The organism is Pseudomonas sp. ADPe, from assembly GCF_014843515.1.
GTDB lineage: Bacteria > Pseudomonadota > Gammaproteobacteria > Pseudomonadales > Pseudomonadaceae > Pseudomonas > Pseudomonas citronellolis.
In genome coordinates, this window is record NZ_CP062122.1 from 3523449 (window position 1) to 3538794 (window position 15346).

Here is a 15346-nt window from a genome sequence, read left to right on the forward strand (position 1 = left end):
CTATCTGTAAAGGAGATAGGTCATGCAGTGGAACCTGGACCAGTTGCGACTCTTCGTCAGCGTCGCCGATCAATCGTCCTTCTCGGCGGCGGCGCGCCAGCTCAAGCGCGTGCAGTCGGCGGTCAGCTCGTCCATCGCGCTGCTGGAAAGCGACCTGGGCGTGAGCCTGTTCGACCGCAGCAGCGGCCGCCAGCCGGTGCTGACCCAGGAGGGCAGGGCGCTGCTCGACGAGGCGCGCGAGGTGCTGCGCCAGTGCCAGCGCCTGGAAAGCCGGGCGATGGCCCTGGTGCGCGGCGAGGAAGCGCGCCTGCGCCTGGCCCAGGACGAGGCCATGCCCTACCAGCCGGTGCTTTCCGGCCTGCAGGCGCTGGCCCGGGCCTTCCCCACCCTGGAGGTGCAACTGGCCAGCGGCGCCCAGGGCGACGTGGCGCGCAAGCTGCTGGAGCGCCGCGCCGACCTCGGCCTGCTGTTCCACCACGAGGGCATGCCGGACGAACTGGAGCGCCAGCACCTGGGCACCATCGAGATGGTCACCGTCTGCGGCGCCGGCCACGTCCTGGCCAGCCTGGACTACGCCGACCGCCGAGAACTGGCGCGGCACCGCCAGCTGCTGATGGCGCCGCAGGACAGCCACTACCCCGGCGGCGAGCAGATCAGCCCGCTGGTATGGCGCGCCGACAGCTTCTACGCCATGGCCGAACTGCTGATGCGCGACCTCGGCTGGGCCTGGCTGCCGCGCCACGTGGCGCAGTACCCGGCCTACCAGCCGCTGCTGGTGGAGCTGGCCAGCGACTGGACGCCGCCGCCGCTGGTGGTGGAACTGGTCTGGCGCCGCGACGAGCCCCTGGGCCCGGCGGCGCAGTGGCTGGGCGAATGCTTCGCCGAGCACCTGAAGGAGTAGGAGGCACGACTGTAGGAGCAACTGTCTTGCCGGTAGCGCGAGGTGCTTTTCGTAGGATGGATTGAGCTTGCGATACCCATCGGACCCTGGTGATGGGTATCGCTTCGCTCAACACCATCCTACGAAGAGCCTGTCGGCAAGCTAGGCGCCAGGCGAACCCCCGGCGTTATTTGCTACTCTCCGCCGCCATGAACCGGACTCTCTATACCCTGCTGTTCCACCTGGGCCTGCCGCTGGTCGCGCTGCGCCTGTTCCTGCGTTCGCGCAAGGCGCCGGCCTATGCCCGGCGCATCGGCGAGCGCTTTTCCTTCGGCCTGCCGGCGATGCAGCCGGGCGGCATCTGGGTGCACGCCGTGTCGGTGGGCGAAAGCATCGCCGCGGCGCCCATGATCCGCGCCCTACAGCAGCGTTATCCACAGCTGCCGATCACCGTCACCTGCATGACACCGACCGGCTCCGAGCGCATCCGCGCGCTGTTCGGCGACAGCGTGCAGCACTGCTACCTGCCCTACGACCTGCCCTGGGCCGCGGCGCGCTTCCTCGACCGGGTGAAGCCGCGCCTGGCGGTGATCATGGAAACCGAGTTGTGGCCCAACCACATCCACCAGTGCGCCCGCCGCGGCATCCCGGTGGCGCTGGCCAATGCGCGCCTGTCCGAACGCTCGGCCCGCGGCTACGCGCGCTTCGAGGGGCTGACGCGGCCGATGCTCGGCGAGATGAGCTGGCTGGCGGTGCAGACCGAGGCCGAGGCCGAGCGCTTCCGCCGCCTGGGCGCGCGCCCGGAGTGCGTGAGCGTGACCGGTTCGATCAAGTTCGACCTGAGCATCGACGCCGAACTGCTCGCCCGCGCCGCGGCCCTGCGCCACGACTGGCAGGCCGAGGCCCGGCCGGTGTGGATCGCCGCCAGCACCCATGCCGGGGAAGACGAGATCGTTCTCGCCGCCCACCGCAAGCTGCTGGAAACGCACCCGGACGCCTTGCTGATCCTGGTGCCGCGCCACCCGGAACGCTTCGACGGCATGTTCGAACTGTGCCGCCGCGAGGGCTTCGCCACGTTACGTCGTTCCAGCGGCGAGCCGGTGCAGGCCGCCACCCAGGTGCTGCTCGGCGACACCATGGGTGAGCTGCTGTTCCTCTACGCCCTGGCCGACGTCGCCTTCGTCGGCGGCAGCCTGGTGCCCAACGGCGGGCACAACCTGCTGGAGCCGGCGGCGCTGGGCAAGCCGGTGCTGTCCGGGCCGCAGCTGTTCAACTTCCTCGAGATCGCCGCGCAACTGCGCGAGGTCGGCGCCCTGCGTGAGGTGCTGGATGCGCCGACGCTGGCGGTGGCAGTGGGGCAGCTGTGGGACGAGCCGGCGGTGGCGCAGCGCATGGCTGAGGCTGGGTTGGGGGTGCTGAAGGCCAATCAGGGGGCGTTGCGGCGGCTGCTCGATGGGCTGGCGCGGTTGTTGGGCTGAGGGCCGGATCTCCCTGCTGTTGTGGTGCGTGGGGTTGGCTCAGGCCCCTCTCCCCAGCCCTCGGCTGCGCGCCCCGCCCTGAAGGGAGAGGGGGGCTAGTCCGTGCCGAGAGAGGGAATGGTTTCAGCTGGAAACCGTCGGAGCTGCCGGCTAACTCCAGAACCCCCGGCTTTGCCCAACGGTCCCCTCTCCCTTCAGGGAGAGGGTTAGGGAGAGGGCGCTCTTAACCCCAGCACCCACGACTCCCGGCGAACTCCGTTCGCGAGCAAGCTCGCTCCTACGCAATAGACGCGGCGGTCAGAACGTCGGCGGCGTAATCACCCAGAGCACCACCGCATCCACGTCCCCGGGGTTGCCGTAGCGGTGCGGCTCCTGGCTGGAGTAGCTGAAGCTGTCGCCTTCGTTGAGCAGGAAATACCGCTCGCCCACCCACAGCTCGAAGGTGCCGCTGAGCAGGTAGCCGGCTTCCTCGCCCTCGTGGCTGTAGCTCTGCTGGCTGTAGGTGCCGGGCGGGAAGCGCGAGTGGAGGATTTCCAGCTGGCGGGTGGGCTGCGGGCTGAGCAGTTCGTCGACGATGCCGTCCTCGTAGTGCACGCTGGTGCGCGCGTTGCGCCGCACCACGTAGCCGGCGTCGGCCGGGTCGGCCTGGACCTCGCTGGCGAAGAACCACTGGATGGTCACCCCCAGGCTGCGGGCGATGTTGAACAGCGCCGGGATCGACGGGTAGGCCAGGTTGCGTTCCAACTGGCTGATGTAGCCGGCGGTGAGCTTGCTCTGCTCGGCCAGCTCGGCCAGAGTCATGCCGCGCCGCTTGCGCAGGCCGCGAATGCGTGTGCCGAGGAACTGCGCTTCGGCGCTGGCGGGGGCTTGCTGCGGGGCTTTCGGGCTCATGCGGCGCGGGTCCTGGCGAGTCGGTCGTGGGGCATTCTAAACAATGCGCCGCGCCTGTGGGTCGCTGCACCTTGCTTGCCGCGAATGCCGTTGCTGGACTTGGCGTAGGGCGGCTTCGGGTTCGGCTCCGAGCGCGCGGCGGTCAAGGTCAGGCGGCGGATAACCGCGAACGGTTATCCGCCCTACGCCCAACCCAGCGGCTCAGATTGCCCAGGCTGCCTTGAGGCCTTCGTAGATCGCTTCTTCGGCGGTGCGCGGGGCCAGGCAGTCGCCGATGCGGCGGAATTCCACCAGGCCTTCCAGCTCGGCGGCCAGGTCGTCCACCGGCTGGTGGCCCTGGCACAGCACCAGGGTGTCGATGCCTTCGAAGATCATCGGCTCGCCGCTGGCGCTGTGCTGCAGGTAGACGCTGCTGTCGTCGCAGCCGTACAGCCGCGCGTAGGGGGTGATCTCGATGCCCAGGCGGTGCAGCTCGCCGGCCAGGTGGTCGCGCACGTAGAGCGGCAGGTTCTCGCCGGCGTGGGTGCCGTTCACCGCCAGGCGCACCTGGTGGCCGGCGCGCACCAGCTGCTCGGCGATGCCGGGGGCGATCCAGTCGCAGCGCCAGTCGGTGACCAGCACCGAGCGGCCGACCTGCACCTCGCCGCGCAGCACCTGCCAGGCGTCCACCACCTGCAGTTCGCCGCCGCGCTCGAAGGGCGGCCAGTAGGGTTTGGCGCCAGTGGCGACTATCACCACGTCGGGTTTCTCGGCTTCCACCAGGGCGCGGTCGACGCGGGTGTTGCGCCGCACTTCCACACCGGCCAGCTGCATCTCGCGCTGCAGGTTGGTGGAGGCGCCGCCGAATTCGGCGCGGCGTGGCAGCAGCTGCGCCAGGTTGACCTGGCCGCCGAGCTGCGCGCCGGCCTCGCAGAGGATGACCTCATGGCCGCGCTGTGCCGCCACCGCCGCGGCTTTCATGCCCGCCGGGCCGCCGCCGGCCACCAGCACGCGCTTGCGTTGCGTGGCCGGCTCGATGTGCCCGTACTGCAGCTCGCGGCCGGTTTCCGGGTGCTGGATGCAGGAGATCGGGTAGCCGCGGTGGAAGTGACCGATGCACGCCTGGTTGCAGGCGATGCAAGCGCGCACGTCTTCGACGTGGCCGGTCTCGGTCTTGTTCGGCATCTGCGGGTCGCAGATCAGCGCGCGGGTCATGCCGCACACGTCGGCCTGGCCGCGGGCGATGATCAGCTCGGCCTCCTGCGGCTGGTTGATGCGCCCGGTGACGAACAGCGGGATGTCCAGGCGCGCCTTGAAGGTCGCGGCGTTGCTGGCCAGGTAGGCGGCCTCGATGGCCATCGGCGGGACGATGTGAATGGCGCCGCCGAGAGAGGCGGAGGTGCCGGCGACTATGTGCACGTAGTCCAGTTCGCCCTGCAGAGACTGCACGGCCTGCAGCGATTCGTCCTCGGTCAGGCCCTCGGGGTCGCGCTCGTCGGCGGAGATGCGCAGGCCGACGATGAAGTCCTCGGCCGTGGCCGCGCGCACCGCGGCGATCACCTCGCGGGTGAAGCGCAGGCGCGCGTCGAGGTCGCCGTTGTAGCCGTCCGTGCGGCGGTTCACCCGCGGGTTGAGGAACTGCGCCGGCAGGTAGCCGTGGCTGGCCACCACTTCCACGCCGTCCAGCCCGGCCTGGTGCAGGCGCCGCGCGGCGGCGGCGTAGCCGGCGACTATCTCGTCGATCATGCGCGGGTCCAGCTCGCGCGGCATCACGCGGAAGCGCTCGTTGGGCGAGGCCGAGGCGGAGTAGGCCACCGCCAGCAGGCCGTCACTGGACTCCATGATCTCGCGCCCGGGGTGGAAGATCTGCGACAGCACCAGGGTGCCCTCGGCATGGCAGGCCTCGGCGACGCGGCGGTAGCCGGGGATGCACGCGTCGTCGGTGGCCATCAGCACGTGGGAGGTATAGCGGGCGCTGTCGTGTACCCCCGCCACCTGCATCACGATCAGCCCTACGCCACCCTTGGCGCGGGCCTGGTGGTAGGCCACCAGTTGGTCGTTGACCAGGTTGTCGGTGGGCATGGAGGTGTCGTGCCCGGTGGACATGATGCGGTTCTTCAGGCGCTTGCCACGGATTTGCAGCGGGCTGAACAGGTGCGGGAAGACATGGCTCACGGACGTCGTCCTTTCTTGTTGTTCTGCGGGGGGCTCAGGCGTTGCGGGCCTGCCAGTCGACCGGGTAGAGGGCGTAGAACACGCAGGCCTTCTCGCCCTCGTAGGCCAGCGGCGTGCGCTCCGGCACCCAGATCACGTCGCCCGGCGCGGCCTCGATGACGCGCTCGCCCAGGCGCAGGCGGAAGTGGCCTTCCAGCACCACGATCAGCTCGTCGTAGAGCACCGTCCACTCGATGGAGCAGCCGTCGAAGCGGGCCAGGCCGGCGCCCATGGTCTGGCTGTCGGCCGGGCCGATCAGGCGGCAGATGGCGGCGTTCTCCGGCGCCTGGCCGGCATAGGGCTGGAACTGCAGGGCGGACTTCTGGAAGTGGATGACGTCGGGCACGGCGGAGGCTCCTGGTGGGCGGATGGTCATCTAACGTATTTCCATGGAAATTTACCTTCAGTAAAAAATCAACTTGTTTTTTTAAAAGTGACTGGGTAGTTTCATTTCCACGCTCCGTCGCCGACGGGGTGTGTCCAGCGACGTACTCCACAACAACTACAAGAGGAGATGCGCATGAACCGTGCCCCACGGTATCTACCCGCGCCGGCCGCTCCAGGCCGCGGCGCCCCTTCGCCTCTGACTGCCAGTCGCCTCCATCCGCGAGTTGTTCCGGTACGCCCAACCCACCTCCGCCGTGCCACCGCGGTGGCCACGGTTCGCATCCACAGAGGGTCCGCTCGATGATTTCGCGCAAGAACGCTTTGCAACCCCTGCTGCTGCTCCTGGGACTCGGTCTCGGCAGCGCCCAGGCGCAGGATTCCATGGTCGTGGTCGGCTATGGCGGCGCCGGGCAGAAGGCCCAGGACCTGGCTTTCTTCCAGCCCTTCGCCAAGGCCAGCGGGGCGCGCCTGACCCAGGCCGAGTACAACGGCGAGATGGCGCGCATCAAGGTGATGACCGATACCGGCCATGCCGACTGGGACGTGGTGCAGATCGAGGGCCCGGACCTGGCGCGCAACTGCGACCTGGGCATGTTCGTGCCGCTGGACTGGAAGCAACTGGGCGGCGCCGACCAATTGGTGCCCAACGCCGCCAAGGAGTGCGGCTCGGCCGCGCTGGTGTGGGGCGTGGCCATCGCCTACGACGCCGACAAGCTGAAGACCGCGCCCAGCGGCTGGCAGGACTTCTGGGACCTGAAGAAATTCCCCGGCAAGCGCGGCCTGCGCAAGCGCGCGGTGTACAACCTGGAGTTCGCCCTGATGGCCGACGGCGTCGCCCCGGCGGACGTGTACAAGGTGCTCTCCACCAAGGCCGGCGTCGACCGCGCCTTCGCCAAGCTCGACCAGATCAAGCCGTCTATCCAGTGGTGGGAGGCCGGCGCCCAGCCGCCGCAGTGGCTCGCCGCCGGCGACGTGGTGATGACCACCAGCTACACCGGACGCATCGCCGACGCCCACAAGAGCGGGCGCAACCTCGACCTGGTCTGGCCGGGCGCGCTGTACGGCATGGATTACTGGGCGATCATCAAGGGCTCGCAGCACGTCGACCTGGCCAAGCGCTTCATCGCCTTCGCCAACCAGGCCGACGCCCAGGTCGAGTACGTGCACAACATCCCCTACGGCCCGACCAACAAGCAGGCCGCCGAACGCCTGCCGCAGGACCTGGCGCGCTGGGTGCCGACCGCGCCGGCGAACATCAAGGTGGGCCTGGCGATGGACGACGAGTTCTGGGCCGACCATGGCGAGGAGCTGGAAGAGCGCTTCAACGCCTGGGCGGCGCAATAGGTCAAGCTATAGGCTGCAAGCTGCAAGCTGCAAGCTGCAAGCTGCAAGCAAGAGCGAAGAGCCCCGCACATGCTCTTCGCCTGTAGCCTGTCGTTCGAACAACAAGAGGAACCCCGGCATGACCATCCCGATGCCTTCCCGTGAAACCTGCTCCGCCGAAGAGTGGAAGCTGCGCGAGGAGTTGGCCGCCTGCTACCGGCTGATCGCCCATTTCCGCATGAGCGACCTGATCTTCACCCACATTTCCCTGCGCCTTCCGGGGCCGGATCACCATTTCCTGATCAACCCCTACGGGCTGATGTTCGACGAGATCAGCGCCTCCAGCCTGGTGAAGATCGACCTGGCCGGCCACCCGGTGGCGCCGACGCGCTACAAGGTCAACCCGGCCGGCTTCGTCATCCACAGCGCCATCCACGCCGCCCGCGAGGACGCCCAGTGCGTGCTGCACACCCACACCCGCGCCGGCTGCGCGGTGGCGGCCCAGGCCGCGGGGCTGCTGCCGCTGAACCAGATGTCCATGGAGTTCTACGGGCGCCTGGGCTACCACGACTACGAGGGCATCGCGCTGTCGTTCGACGAGCAGCAGCGCCTGGTGCGCGACCTCGGCGACCACCTGGGGATGATCCTGCGCAACCACGGCCTGCTGACCGTGGGCGCGAGCGTGAAGCAGGCGTTCCTGCGCATGTACTACCTGGAGAAGGCCTGCGACATCCAGATCGCCGCCCAGGCCGGCGGCGACTTGGTGATCCCGCCGGACGCGGTGTGCCGGCGCACCGAGCGCCAGTTCAACGAACCGCATCAGCCGCAGGCCGAAGGCGAGCTGAGCGACCCGGACGGCATCGACCTGGCCTGGGAGGCGCTGCTGCGCATGCTGGAACGCATTGCGCCGGGGTATCGCGACTGAGCGACCGGCCTTGTCTTGCCGGCCGCGCCGAGGTGCTTTTCGTAGGATGGGTTGAGCTTGCGAAACCCATGCGGCCGTGGTGATGGGTATCGCTTCGCTCAACCCATCCTACGACGGCGTTTCTCCTGTTCCTTGTAAGCGCGCCCTGCACGCGATTTCGCGCGCAGGGCGCGCTCCTACAGGGGAATGGCGTGGGTGGGGCGGCGTAGGAGCGGATCTCATCCGCGATCCGCGCCGGGACGTCCGGTTATCGCGGACAAGGTCCGCTACGGGGGAGGAATACCGTGCTTCCCCACAACCTGTAGGAGCGGGCCCTGCCCGCGATTCGCGCGCAGGGCGCGCTCCTACAGGGGAATGGCGTGGTGGGGCGGCGTAGGAGCGGATCTCATCCGCGATCCGCGCCGGGACGTCCGGCTATCGCGGACAAGGTCCGCTCCTACGGGGGAGGAATACCGTGCTTCCCCACAACCTGTAGGAGCGGGCCCTGCCCGCGATTCGCGCGCAGGGCGCGCTCCTACAGGGGAATGGCGTGGTGGGGCGGCGTAGGAGCGGATCTCATCCGCGATCCGCGCCGGGGCATCCGGTTATCGCGGACAAGGTCCGCTCCTACGGGGGAGGAGGAATACCATGCTCCCCGGCAACCTGTAAGCGGGCCCTGCCCGCGATTTCGCGCGCAGGGCGCGCTCCTACATGGAAATGGTGTGGGGTGTGGCGTAGGAGCGGACGGAGCCCGCTCCGCAAACGACAAGCCCGGCTTCTGCCGGGCTTGTCGTTCACTGCTGGGTCCTCGCCTTGCTGCTGCTTTCCAGCTGCTGCTCGGCGGCCTTGGCCAGGTCCGGGGGGAGGAAGTCCTTGTCCGGGTTGTAGTCGGCCTTGAGGTAGGTGCCCAGGGCCTGCAGGTCGGCCGGGCTGAGGGTGCCGGCGGTCTGCTTCAGGCGCAGGTTGTCGAGGATGTAGTCGTAGCGGCTGTTGTTGTAGTCGCGCACCGCGCTGTACAGCTGGCGCTGGGCGTCGAGCACGTCGACGATGTTGCGGGTGCCGACCTGGTAGCCGATCTCGGTGGCTTCCAGCGAGCTCTGGTTGGAGATGATCGCCTGGCGCCGCGCCTTCACCGTTTCCACGTCGGTGTTCACCGCGCGGTGCTGGTTGCGCGCGTCCTGCACCACCTGGCGGCGCTGGCTTTCGCGCAGCTGCTCGCTCTGGCTCAGGCGCTGGTACGACTCGCGCACCTGGGAGCTGGTCAGGCCGCCGCTGTAGATCGGGATGTTCAACTGCACGCCGACGCTGGTCTGGTCCACCCACTTGCCGTAGGTCGGGGCGGTGCCGGTGTTGGTGAAGCCCAGCGCGTCGTTGTCGCCCTTCTGGTACTGCACCACCGCGTCCACGGTCGGCAGGTGCCCGGCCTTGCGCTGGCGCAGGGTTTCCTCGGCGGCGGTGACCGCGAAGTTGCTGGCCTGCAGGGCGATGTTCTGTTGCACCGAGGTATCCACCCAGGCCTTGGCGTCGTTCGGCGTCGGCACCACCACCGGCAGCGAGTGGAGGATGCCCTCGATGCCGCTGTACTCGCGGTTGGTCAGGGTCACCAGGGCCTGGAAGGCGTCTTCCACCGCCTGCTCGGCGACGATCCGGTTGGCCCGCGCGGTGTCGTAGCCGGCCTGGGATTCGAGCACGTCGGTCTTGTCCGACAGGCCGACGTCGAAGCGTTCGTTGGACTGGTCGAGCTGGCGCTTGAAGGCCGCTTCCTCGGCCTTGCTGGCGGCCAGGTTGTCCTGGGCGCGGAGCACGCCGAAGTAGGTCTCGGCGGTCTGCAGGATCAGCCGCTGCTGGGTCGCGGAGAATTCCAGCTGGGCCTGTTCGCTGATGTTTTCCGCGGCCTTGAGCTGGAACCAGCGGTCGGCGCGGAACAGCGGCTGGCTGAGGCTGGCCTGGACCAGCTGGCTGCTGCGGTTGAGGGTGGCGTCCGGGGTGTCCAGCGAGGTGCGGCTGGTGCCCAGGCTGCCGCCGGCGTTGATCTGCGGCAGCAGGCCGGAGCGGGCCTGGGGCACGACTTCCTTGCGCGCCAGGTAGTCGGCCTGGGCGGCGGCGAGGTCGGCGTTGTTGTCTACGGCATCCTTGTAGACGCTGATCAGGTCGGTCTTGGTCGGCAGCGGAGCGACGCTCGACGTGGGCTGTGCTGCCCAGACGAAACCTGTGGAGGCGGCCACGGCGACAGCCAGGGAGAGTCTGCGCAGCATTCGTTCGTCCTAGAAAGTGTGCGGGTGGGGCAAGGCTACGGTCGCCCCGATTGGCGGTCAAGGCGCCATCTTCGGGCAATTCGTTGCAGCATTGTAGTTGCCGGGGCGTGACCGCGAAGTCGCATCCGATACTTTCGGCCCGGCGGCATTGGCCAAGCGCCGAACTCTTGTTTAGACTGCGGACGTTCTTGTCGGGGTGCCCCATTGCGAGGGGCTGAGATCGGATAGTTCCGGATCCCGTTGAACCTGATCGGGTTAGCACCCGCGTAGGGAACAAGAAGTCCGCGTCCCCAGTGCCTTTCCGGCCGGCCCCAGCCCTCCCCGGACGCGTCCTTTCTCCGCAGTGCCTTGCGGCTCCCGCGTCACCCAGGTTCTCCCGACAATCAACCCAGGAGAGCCAGGATGAGCACCCAGAAGAACAACGTAACCCGCCTTGAACAGCTCGATCGCCAGTCGGCGCAGCCCTTCCCCAACTCGCGCAAGGTCTACCTGACCGGCTCGCGCCCGGACATCCGCGTGCCGGTGCGGGAAATTTCCCTGGCCGATACCCCCACCGCCTTCGGCGGCGAGAAGAACGCCCCGGTGTTCGTCTACGACACCTCCGGCCCCTACACCGACCCCGAAGTGCGCATCGACCTGCGCAAGGGCCTGCCCGATGTGCGCTCGCGCTGGATCGACGAGCGCGGCGACACGGAAATCCTCCCCGGCCTGACCTCCGACTTCGGCCAGGCCCGCCTGGCCGACGCCAGCCTCGACGCCCTGCGCTTCGCCCACGTGCGCACCCCGCGCCGGGCCAAGGCCGGGAAGAACGTCACGCAGATGCACTACGCGCGCCAGGGCATCATCACCCCGGAGATGGAATACATCGCCATCCGCGAGAACATGAAGCTGCAGGAAGCCCGCGCCGCCGGCCTGCTCAAGGACCAGCACCCGGGGCAGAGCTTCGGCGCCAGCATCCCGCAGGAGATCACCGCCGAGTTCGTCCGCGAGGAGATCGCCCGCGGCCGCGCCATCATCCCGGCGAACATCAACCACACGGAACTGGAGCCGATGATCATCGGCCGCAACTTCCTGGTGAAGATCAACGGCAACATCGGCAACAGCGCCCTGGGCTCGTCCATCGAGGAAGAGGTGGAGAAGCTCACCTGGGGCATCCGCTGGGGCGCCGACACGGTGATGGACCTGTCCACCGGCAAGCACATCCACGAGACCCGCGAGTGGATCCTGCGCAACAGCCCGGTGCCGATCGGCACGGTGCCCATCTACCAGGCGCTGGAGAAGGTCGGCGGCATCGCCGAGGACCTGAACTGGGAAATCTTCCGCGACACCCTGATCGAACAGGCCGAGCAGGGCGTGGACTACTTCACCATCCACGCCGGCGTGCTGCTGCGCTACGTGCCGCTGACCGCCAAGCGCGTCACCGGCATCGTCTCCCGCGGCGGCTCGATCATGGCCAAGTGGTGCCTGGCGCACCATCAGGAGAACTTCCTCTATACGCATTTCGAAGACATCTGCGAAATCATGAAGGCCTACGACGTCAGCTTCTCGCTGGGCGACGGCCTGCGCCCGGGCTCGGTGGCCGACGCCAACGACGCCGCCCAGTTCGGCGAGTTGGAAACCCTCGGCGAGCTGACCAAGATCGCCTGGAAGCACGACGTGCAGGTGATGATCGAAGGCCCCGGCCACGTGCCCATGCAACTGATCAAGGAGAACATGGACAAGCAGCTGGAATGCTGCGACGAGGCGCCGTTCTACACCCTCGGCCCGCTGACCACCGACATCGCCCCGGGCTACGACCACATCACCTCGGGCATCGGCGCGGCGATGATCGGCTGGTTCGGCTGCGCCATGCTCTGCTACGTGACGCCCAAGGAGCACCTGGGCCTGCCGAACAAGGATGACGTGAAGACCGGCATCATCACCTACAAGATCGCCGCGCATGCTGCCGATCTCGCAAAAGGTCATCCGGGCGCGCAGATCCGCGACAACGCGCTGTCCAAGGCGCGCTTCGAGTTCCGCTGGGAAGACCAGTTCAACCTCGGCCTGGACCCGGACACCGCGCGCGCCTTCCACGACGAGACGCTGCCGAAGGACTCGGCCAAGGTGGCGCACTTCTGCTCCATGTGCGGGCCGAAGTTCTGCTCGATGAAGATCACCCAGGAAGTCCGCGACTACGCCAAGGAGAACGGCCTGACCGACGAGCAGAAGGCCATCGAGGCCGGCTTCCAGGAACAGGCCGCGCGCTTCAAGGACGAAGGCTCGGTGATCTACAAACAGGTCTGATCGCTACACCGCGGCACCTGTAGGAGCGAGCTTGCTCGCGAACAGCCCGGGCTCGGGGCCGGTTCGCGAGCAAGCTCGCTCCTACGAAAAGAAGACACATCCCAATAACCCCAGAGCCTTGCGCACATCGTGACCACCACCACTGCAACCAACTATTCACCGGCCATCGCCGTCGGCGCCGCCCAGCGCGTGCTCGGCTTGCGCGACCTGTTCTCCCTGTGGTTCTCCCTCGGCATTGGCCTGATGGTGCTGCAGACCGGCGCGCTGCTGGCGCCCGGTCTGGGCCTGGCCGGCTCGCTGCTGGCGATCTTCCTCGGCACCCTGGTCGGGGTGCTGCTGCTGGCCGCCGCCGGGGTGATCGGCAGCGACACCGGGCTGGCCGCCATGGCCTCGCTCAAGCTCAGCCTCGGCGGCCACGGCGCGGCGCTGCCGGCCGTGCTCAACCTGCTGCAACTGGTGGGTTGGGGCGCCTTCGAGGTGATCGTCATGCGCGACGCCGCCAGCCTGCTGGCCGCGCGCGCCTTCGGCGAGGGCAGCGCCTGGACCAGCCCGGCGCTGTGGACCCTGGTGTTCGGCGCCCTGGCCACCCTGCTGGCGGTCAGCGGGCCGCTGGCCTTCGTCCGCCGCGTGCTGCGCAAGTGGGGCATCTGGCTGCTGCTGGCGGCCTGCATCTGGCTGACCTGGGACCTGCTGCACCGCGCGGACCTGGCGGCCATCTGGGCCCGCGGCGGCGACGGCTCGCTGCCGCTGGCGGTGGGCTTCGACATCGCCATCGCCATGCCGTTGTCCTGGTTGCCGCTGATCGCCGACTACTCGCGCTTCGGCAAGCACGCCGGGCAGGTGTTCGGCGGCGCCGCGCTGGGCTTCTTCATCGGCTGCTTCTGGCTGATGGGCCTGGGCGTGGCCTACACCCTGGCATTCGCCCAGGGCAGCGACGCCAACGCCCTGCTGCTGGCCCTGGCCGGCGCCGGCATGGGCATCCCGCTGCTGCTGATCCTGCTCGACGAGTCGGAAAAGGCCTTCGCCGACATCCACTCGGCGGCGGTTTCCAGCGGCATCCTGGTGCCGCTGAAGGTCGAGCACCTGGCGCTGATCATCGGCGTGCTCTGCACCCTGATCGCCTGGTTCGCGCCGCTTGAGCAGTACCAGAACTTCCTGCTGCTGATCGGCTCGGTGTTCGCCCCGCTGTTCGGCGTGGTGCTGGTCGACCACTTCCTGCTGCGCCGCCGCGCCGCCGCCGAAGTCCGCCCCGGCCTGCGCTGGGGCTCGCTGCTGGCCTGGGCCGGCGGCGTGGTCACCTATCACCTGCTGGCCAACTACGCCCCGGACCTGGGCGCCACCCTGCCGGCGCTGCTGGTGGCCGGTGTGCTGCAGCTTGCGCTGGGGCGTATCGGCGCGAAGGGCTGAGCGGCCTGGCGGAGTGCGGGAGAAACTCAAGCGTAGGATGGGTTGAGCGAAGCGATACCCATCACCATGGCAGCATGGGTTTCGCAAGCTCAACCCATCCTACGAAGAGCACTTCGGTGCAGCCTGTAAGACAGTTGTTCCTACAGGTCGATGCCGAACTTCCCGTCCATGCCGGACAGCCCCCTCTCCCGCTTGCGGGAGAGGGTTGGGAGAGGGAACGGAGTCAGTCCGATGCACCGCTGTCGCCGGTGAACACCGTTCGCGGACAAGGTCCGCTCCTACCGCATGAGCGAGCATGGCTTTCGTAGGATGGTGTTGAGCGAAGCGATACCCATCACCGCAACCGCATGGGTTTCGCCAAGGCTCAACCCATCCGTTGAGGCGCGTCTCGGCGCGGCCGGCAAGACAGTTGCTCCTACGGGCAGCGCCATGCCTCACGGTGATCCGTAGGAGCGGGCCCTGCCCGCGAATCGCGCGCAGGGCGCGCTCCTACATGGGAATCGTGCGATGCCCTACTGCGCTCCACGCCCCGGGAAGTAGTACGGCTTGACGATGCCATTGAGCCGCGGATACGGAATCTTCAGCTCCGGGTGCCCGACCGAGTGCGGGGCGATGCTGTCGATGTCGTACTTCAGCGTCAGCGCGCCGAAGGTCAGGGCGAAGTGCGGGGTCTTGCGGAACGGCCAGTCCCTGAGGAAGTTCGCGTCCTGCTCCACCAGCTTGTTCTGCACTACCCAGGCCTGGTGGGCCAGGCGCGCGTTGTCCCAGAAGGCCTGCTCCTGGCCGGGCAGCAGCACATCCTGCAGCGTCAGCACCTTGTGCAGGCGGCGGTCGTAGTTGATGAAGGCGCGCCCCGGCTGGCCGTACTCGCCGCCGGTGAAGACGTAGCTGGACAGTTCGACGATCACCAGGCCGTCATGCTGCTCGCGTATCTTCGCCTGCAGGTAGCTGCTCCAGCCCGGCTTGGCGCTGGCCAGGAAATCCCGCTCGTAGCCGGCGAGGCTGGCCGGGCGCGGGTCGTCCGGGGTGTTGCGGGTGAGGTCGAGCAACTGCGCCTCGATGGCCGCATTCAGCGCGGGCTCTGCGTCGAAGCTCAGGGTATCCAGGTTGAACAGCGGGCACTGCTCGCCCTGGCAGCCCGGCTGCAGGTGTTCGAAGGCGGTGTGGCGGGCGCTCAGCGGGTCGCCCAGGCCGGGGCCGAAGAGGCTCTGGCAGCCGCCGAGCGCCAGCAGCAGGCCGGCGGCGGCAAGGGTTTTCAGAAAATGCATGGGTGTCCTTCTTTGCGTGTCCGGCGGCGGTCGGCCGCGCGGCTTGGACCAGCGCAGCCGCGCCGGGTTCGCCGCGC

11 protein-coding genes and 1 riboswitch are annotated in these 15346 nt (G+C 68.3%); of the genes, 6 read left to right on the forward strand and 5 right to left on the reverse strand.

Features of this window, described 5'->3' with window-relative positions; translation table 11 throughout:
* The first annotated feature begins 22 nt into the window (after positions 1 to 22).
* Together IG194_RS15910 and waaA are read left to right on the forward strand one after the other, a co-directional pair.
* The gene (locus IG194_RS15910) at positions 23 to 901 is read left to right on the forward strand and encodes a LysR family transcriptional regulator (protein ID WP_043268542.1); all 879 of its coding nucleotides are present in this window, start codon (positions 23 to 25) and stop codon (positions 899 to 901) included.
* A 188-nt stretch (positions 902 to 1089) separates the two neighbouring features.
* Complete coding sequence (gene waaA / locus IG194_RS15915; RefSeq protein WP_058488180.1) at positions 1090 to 2358, forward strand: lipid IV(A) 3-deoxy-D-manno-octulosonic acid transferase; 1269 nt, start codon at positions 1090 to 1092, stop codon at positions 2356 to 2358.
* Positions 2359 to 2655: 297 nt separating this feature from the next.
* Here waaA and IG194_RS15920 read toward each other — a convergent pair whose 3' ends face one another.
* The 3 genes from IG194_RS15920 to IG194_RS15930 all read right to left on the reverse strand — a co-directional run bounded on the left by IG194_RS15920 (position 2656) and on the right by IG194_RS15930 (position 5788).
* The gene (locus IG194_RS15920) at positions 2656 to 3249 is read right to left on the reverse strand and encodes a helix-turn-helix domain-containing protein (protein WP_009613541.1); all 594 of its coding nucleotides are present in this window, start codon (positions 3247 to 3249) and stop codon (positions 2656 to 2658) included.
* Between the two features lie 201 nt (positions 3250 to 3450).
* Positions 3451 to 5403 carry an FAD-dependent oxidoreductase gene (locus IG194_RS15925; RefSeq protein WP_058488181.1) on the reverse strand — a complete coding sequence of 651 codons (1953 nt, stop codon included), beginning with the start codon at positions 5401 to 5403 and terminating at the stop codon, positions 3451 to 3453.
* Positions 5404 to 5437: 34 nt separating this feature from the next.
* A complete protein-coding gene (locus IG194_RS15930) occupies positions 5438 to 5788 on the reverse strand; it encodes a cupin domain-containing protein (RefSeq protein WP_082936878.1) in 351 nt (116 codons plus the stop codon).
* A gap of 341 nt (positions 5789 to 6129) precedes the next feature.
* On the opposite strand from IG194_RS15930, the gene IG194_RS15935 reads away from it, so the two are divergent.
* Positions 6130 to 7173 (forward strand): ABC transporter substrate-binding protein, encoded by a 1044-nt coding sequence (locus IG194_RS15935; protein ID WP_058488183.1) that lies wholly within the window; start codon positions 6130 to 6132, stop codon positions 7171 to 7173.
* A gap of 118 nt (positions 7174 to 7291) precedes the next feature.
* Positions 7292 to 8077, forward strand: coding sequence for a class II aldolase/adducin family protein (locus IG194_RS15940; protein WP_058488184.1), 786 nt, complete (start codon positions 7292 to 7294; stop codon positions 8075 to 8077).
* A gap of 773 nt (positions 8078 to 8850) precedes the next feature.
* On the opposite strand, the gene IG194_RS15945 is transcribed toward IG194_RS15940, so the two are convergent.
* The gene (locus tag IG194_RS15945; RefSeq protein WP_058488185.1) at positions 8851 to 10311 is read right to left on the reverse strand and encodes a TolC family outer membrane protein; all 1461 of its coding nucleotides are present in this window, start codon (positions 10309 to 10311) and stop codon (positions 8851 to 8853) included.
* 182 nt (positions 10312 to 10493) lie between these two features.
* Positions 10494 to 10601: riboswitch (TPP riboswitch) on the forward strand.
* A 112-nt stretch (positions 10602 to 10713) separates the two neighbouring features.
* Between IG194_RS15945 and thiC the strand changes: the two genes are divergently transcribed.
* Positions 10714 to 12594, forward strand: a complete 1881-nt coding sequence (gene thiC / locus IG194_RS15950) for a phosphomethylpyrimidine synthase ThiC (RefSeq protein ID WP_058488186.1) — start codon at positions 10714 to 10716, stop codon at positions 12592 to 12594.
* A gap of 129 nt (positions 12595 to 12723) precedes the next feature.
* Positions 12724 to 14001: a putative hydroxymethylpyrimidine transporter CytX gene (cytX, locus tag IG194_RS15955; protein WP_043316912.1), complete on the forward strand. Its 1278-nt coding sequence runs from the start codon at positions 12724 to 12726 to the stop codon at positions 13999 to 14001.
* 512 nt (positions 14002 to 14513) lie between these two features.
* Here the strand turns inward: cytX and IG194_RS15960 are convergent.
* Complete coding sequence (locus IG194_RS15960) at positions 14514 to 15269, reverse strand: RsiV family protein (RefSeq protein WP_058488187.1); 756 nt, start codon at positions 15267 to 15269, stop codon at positions 14514 to 14516.
* Positions 15270 to 15346: the final 77 nt, after the last annotated feature.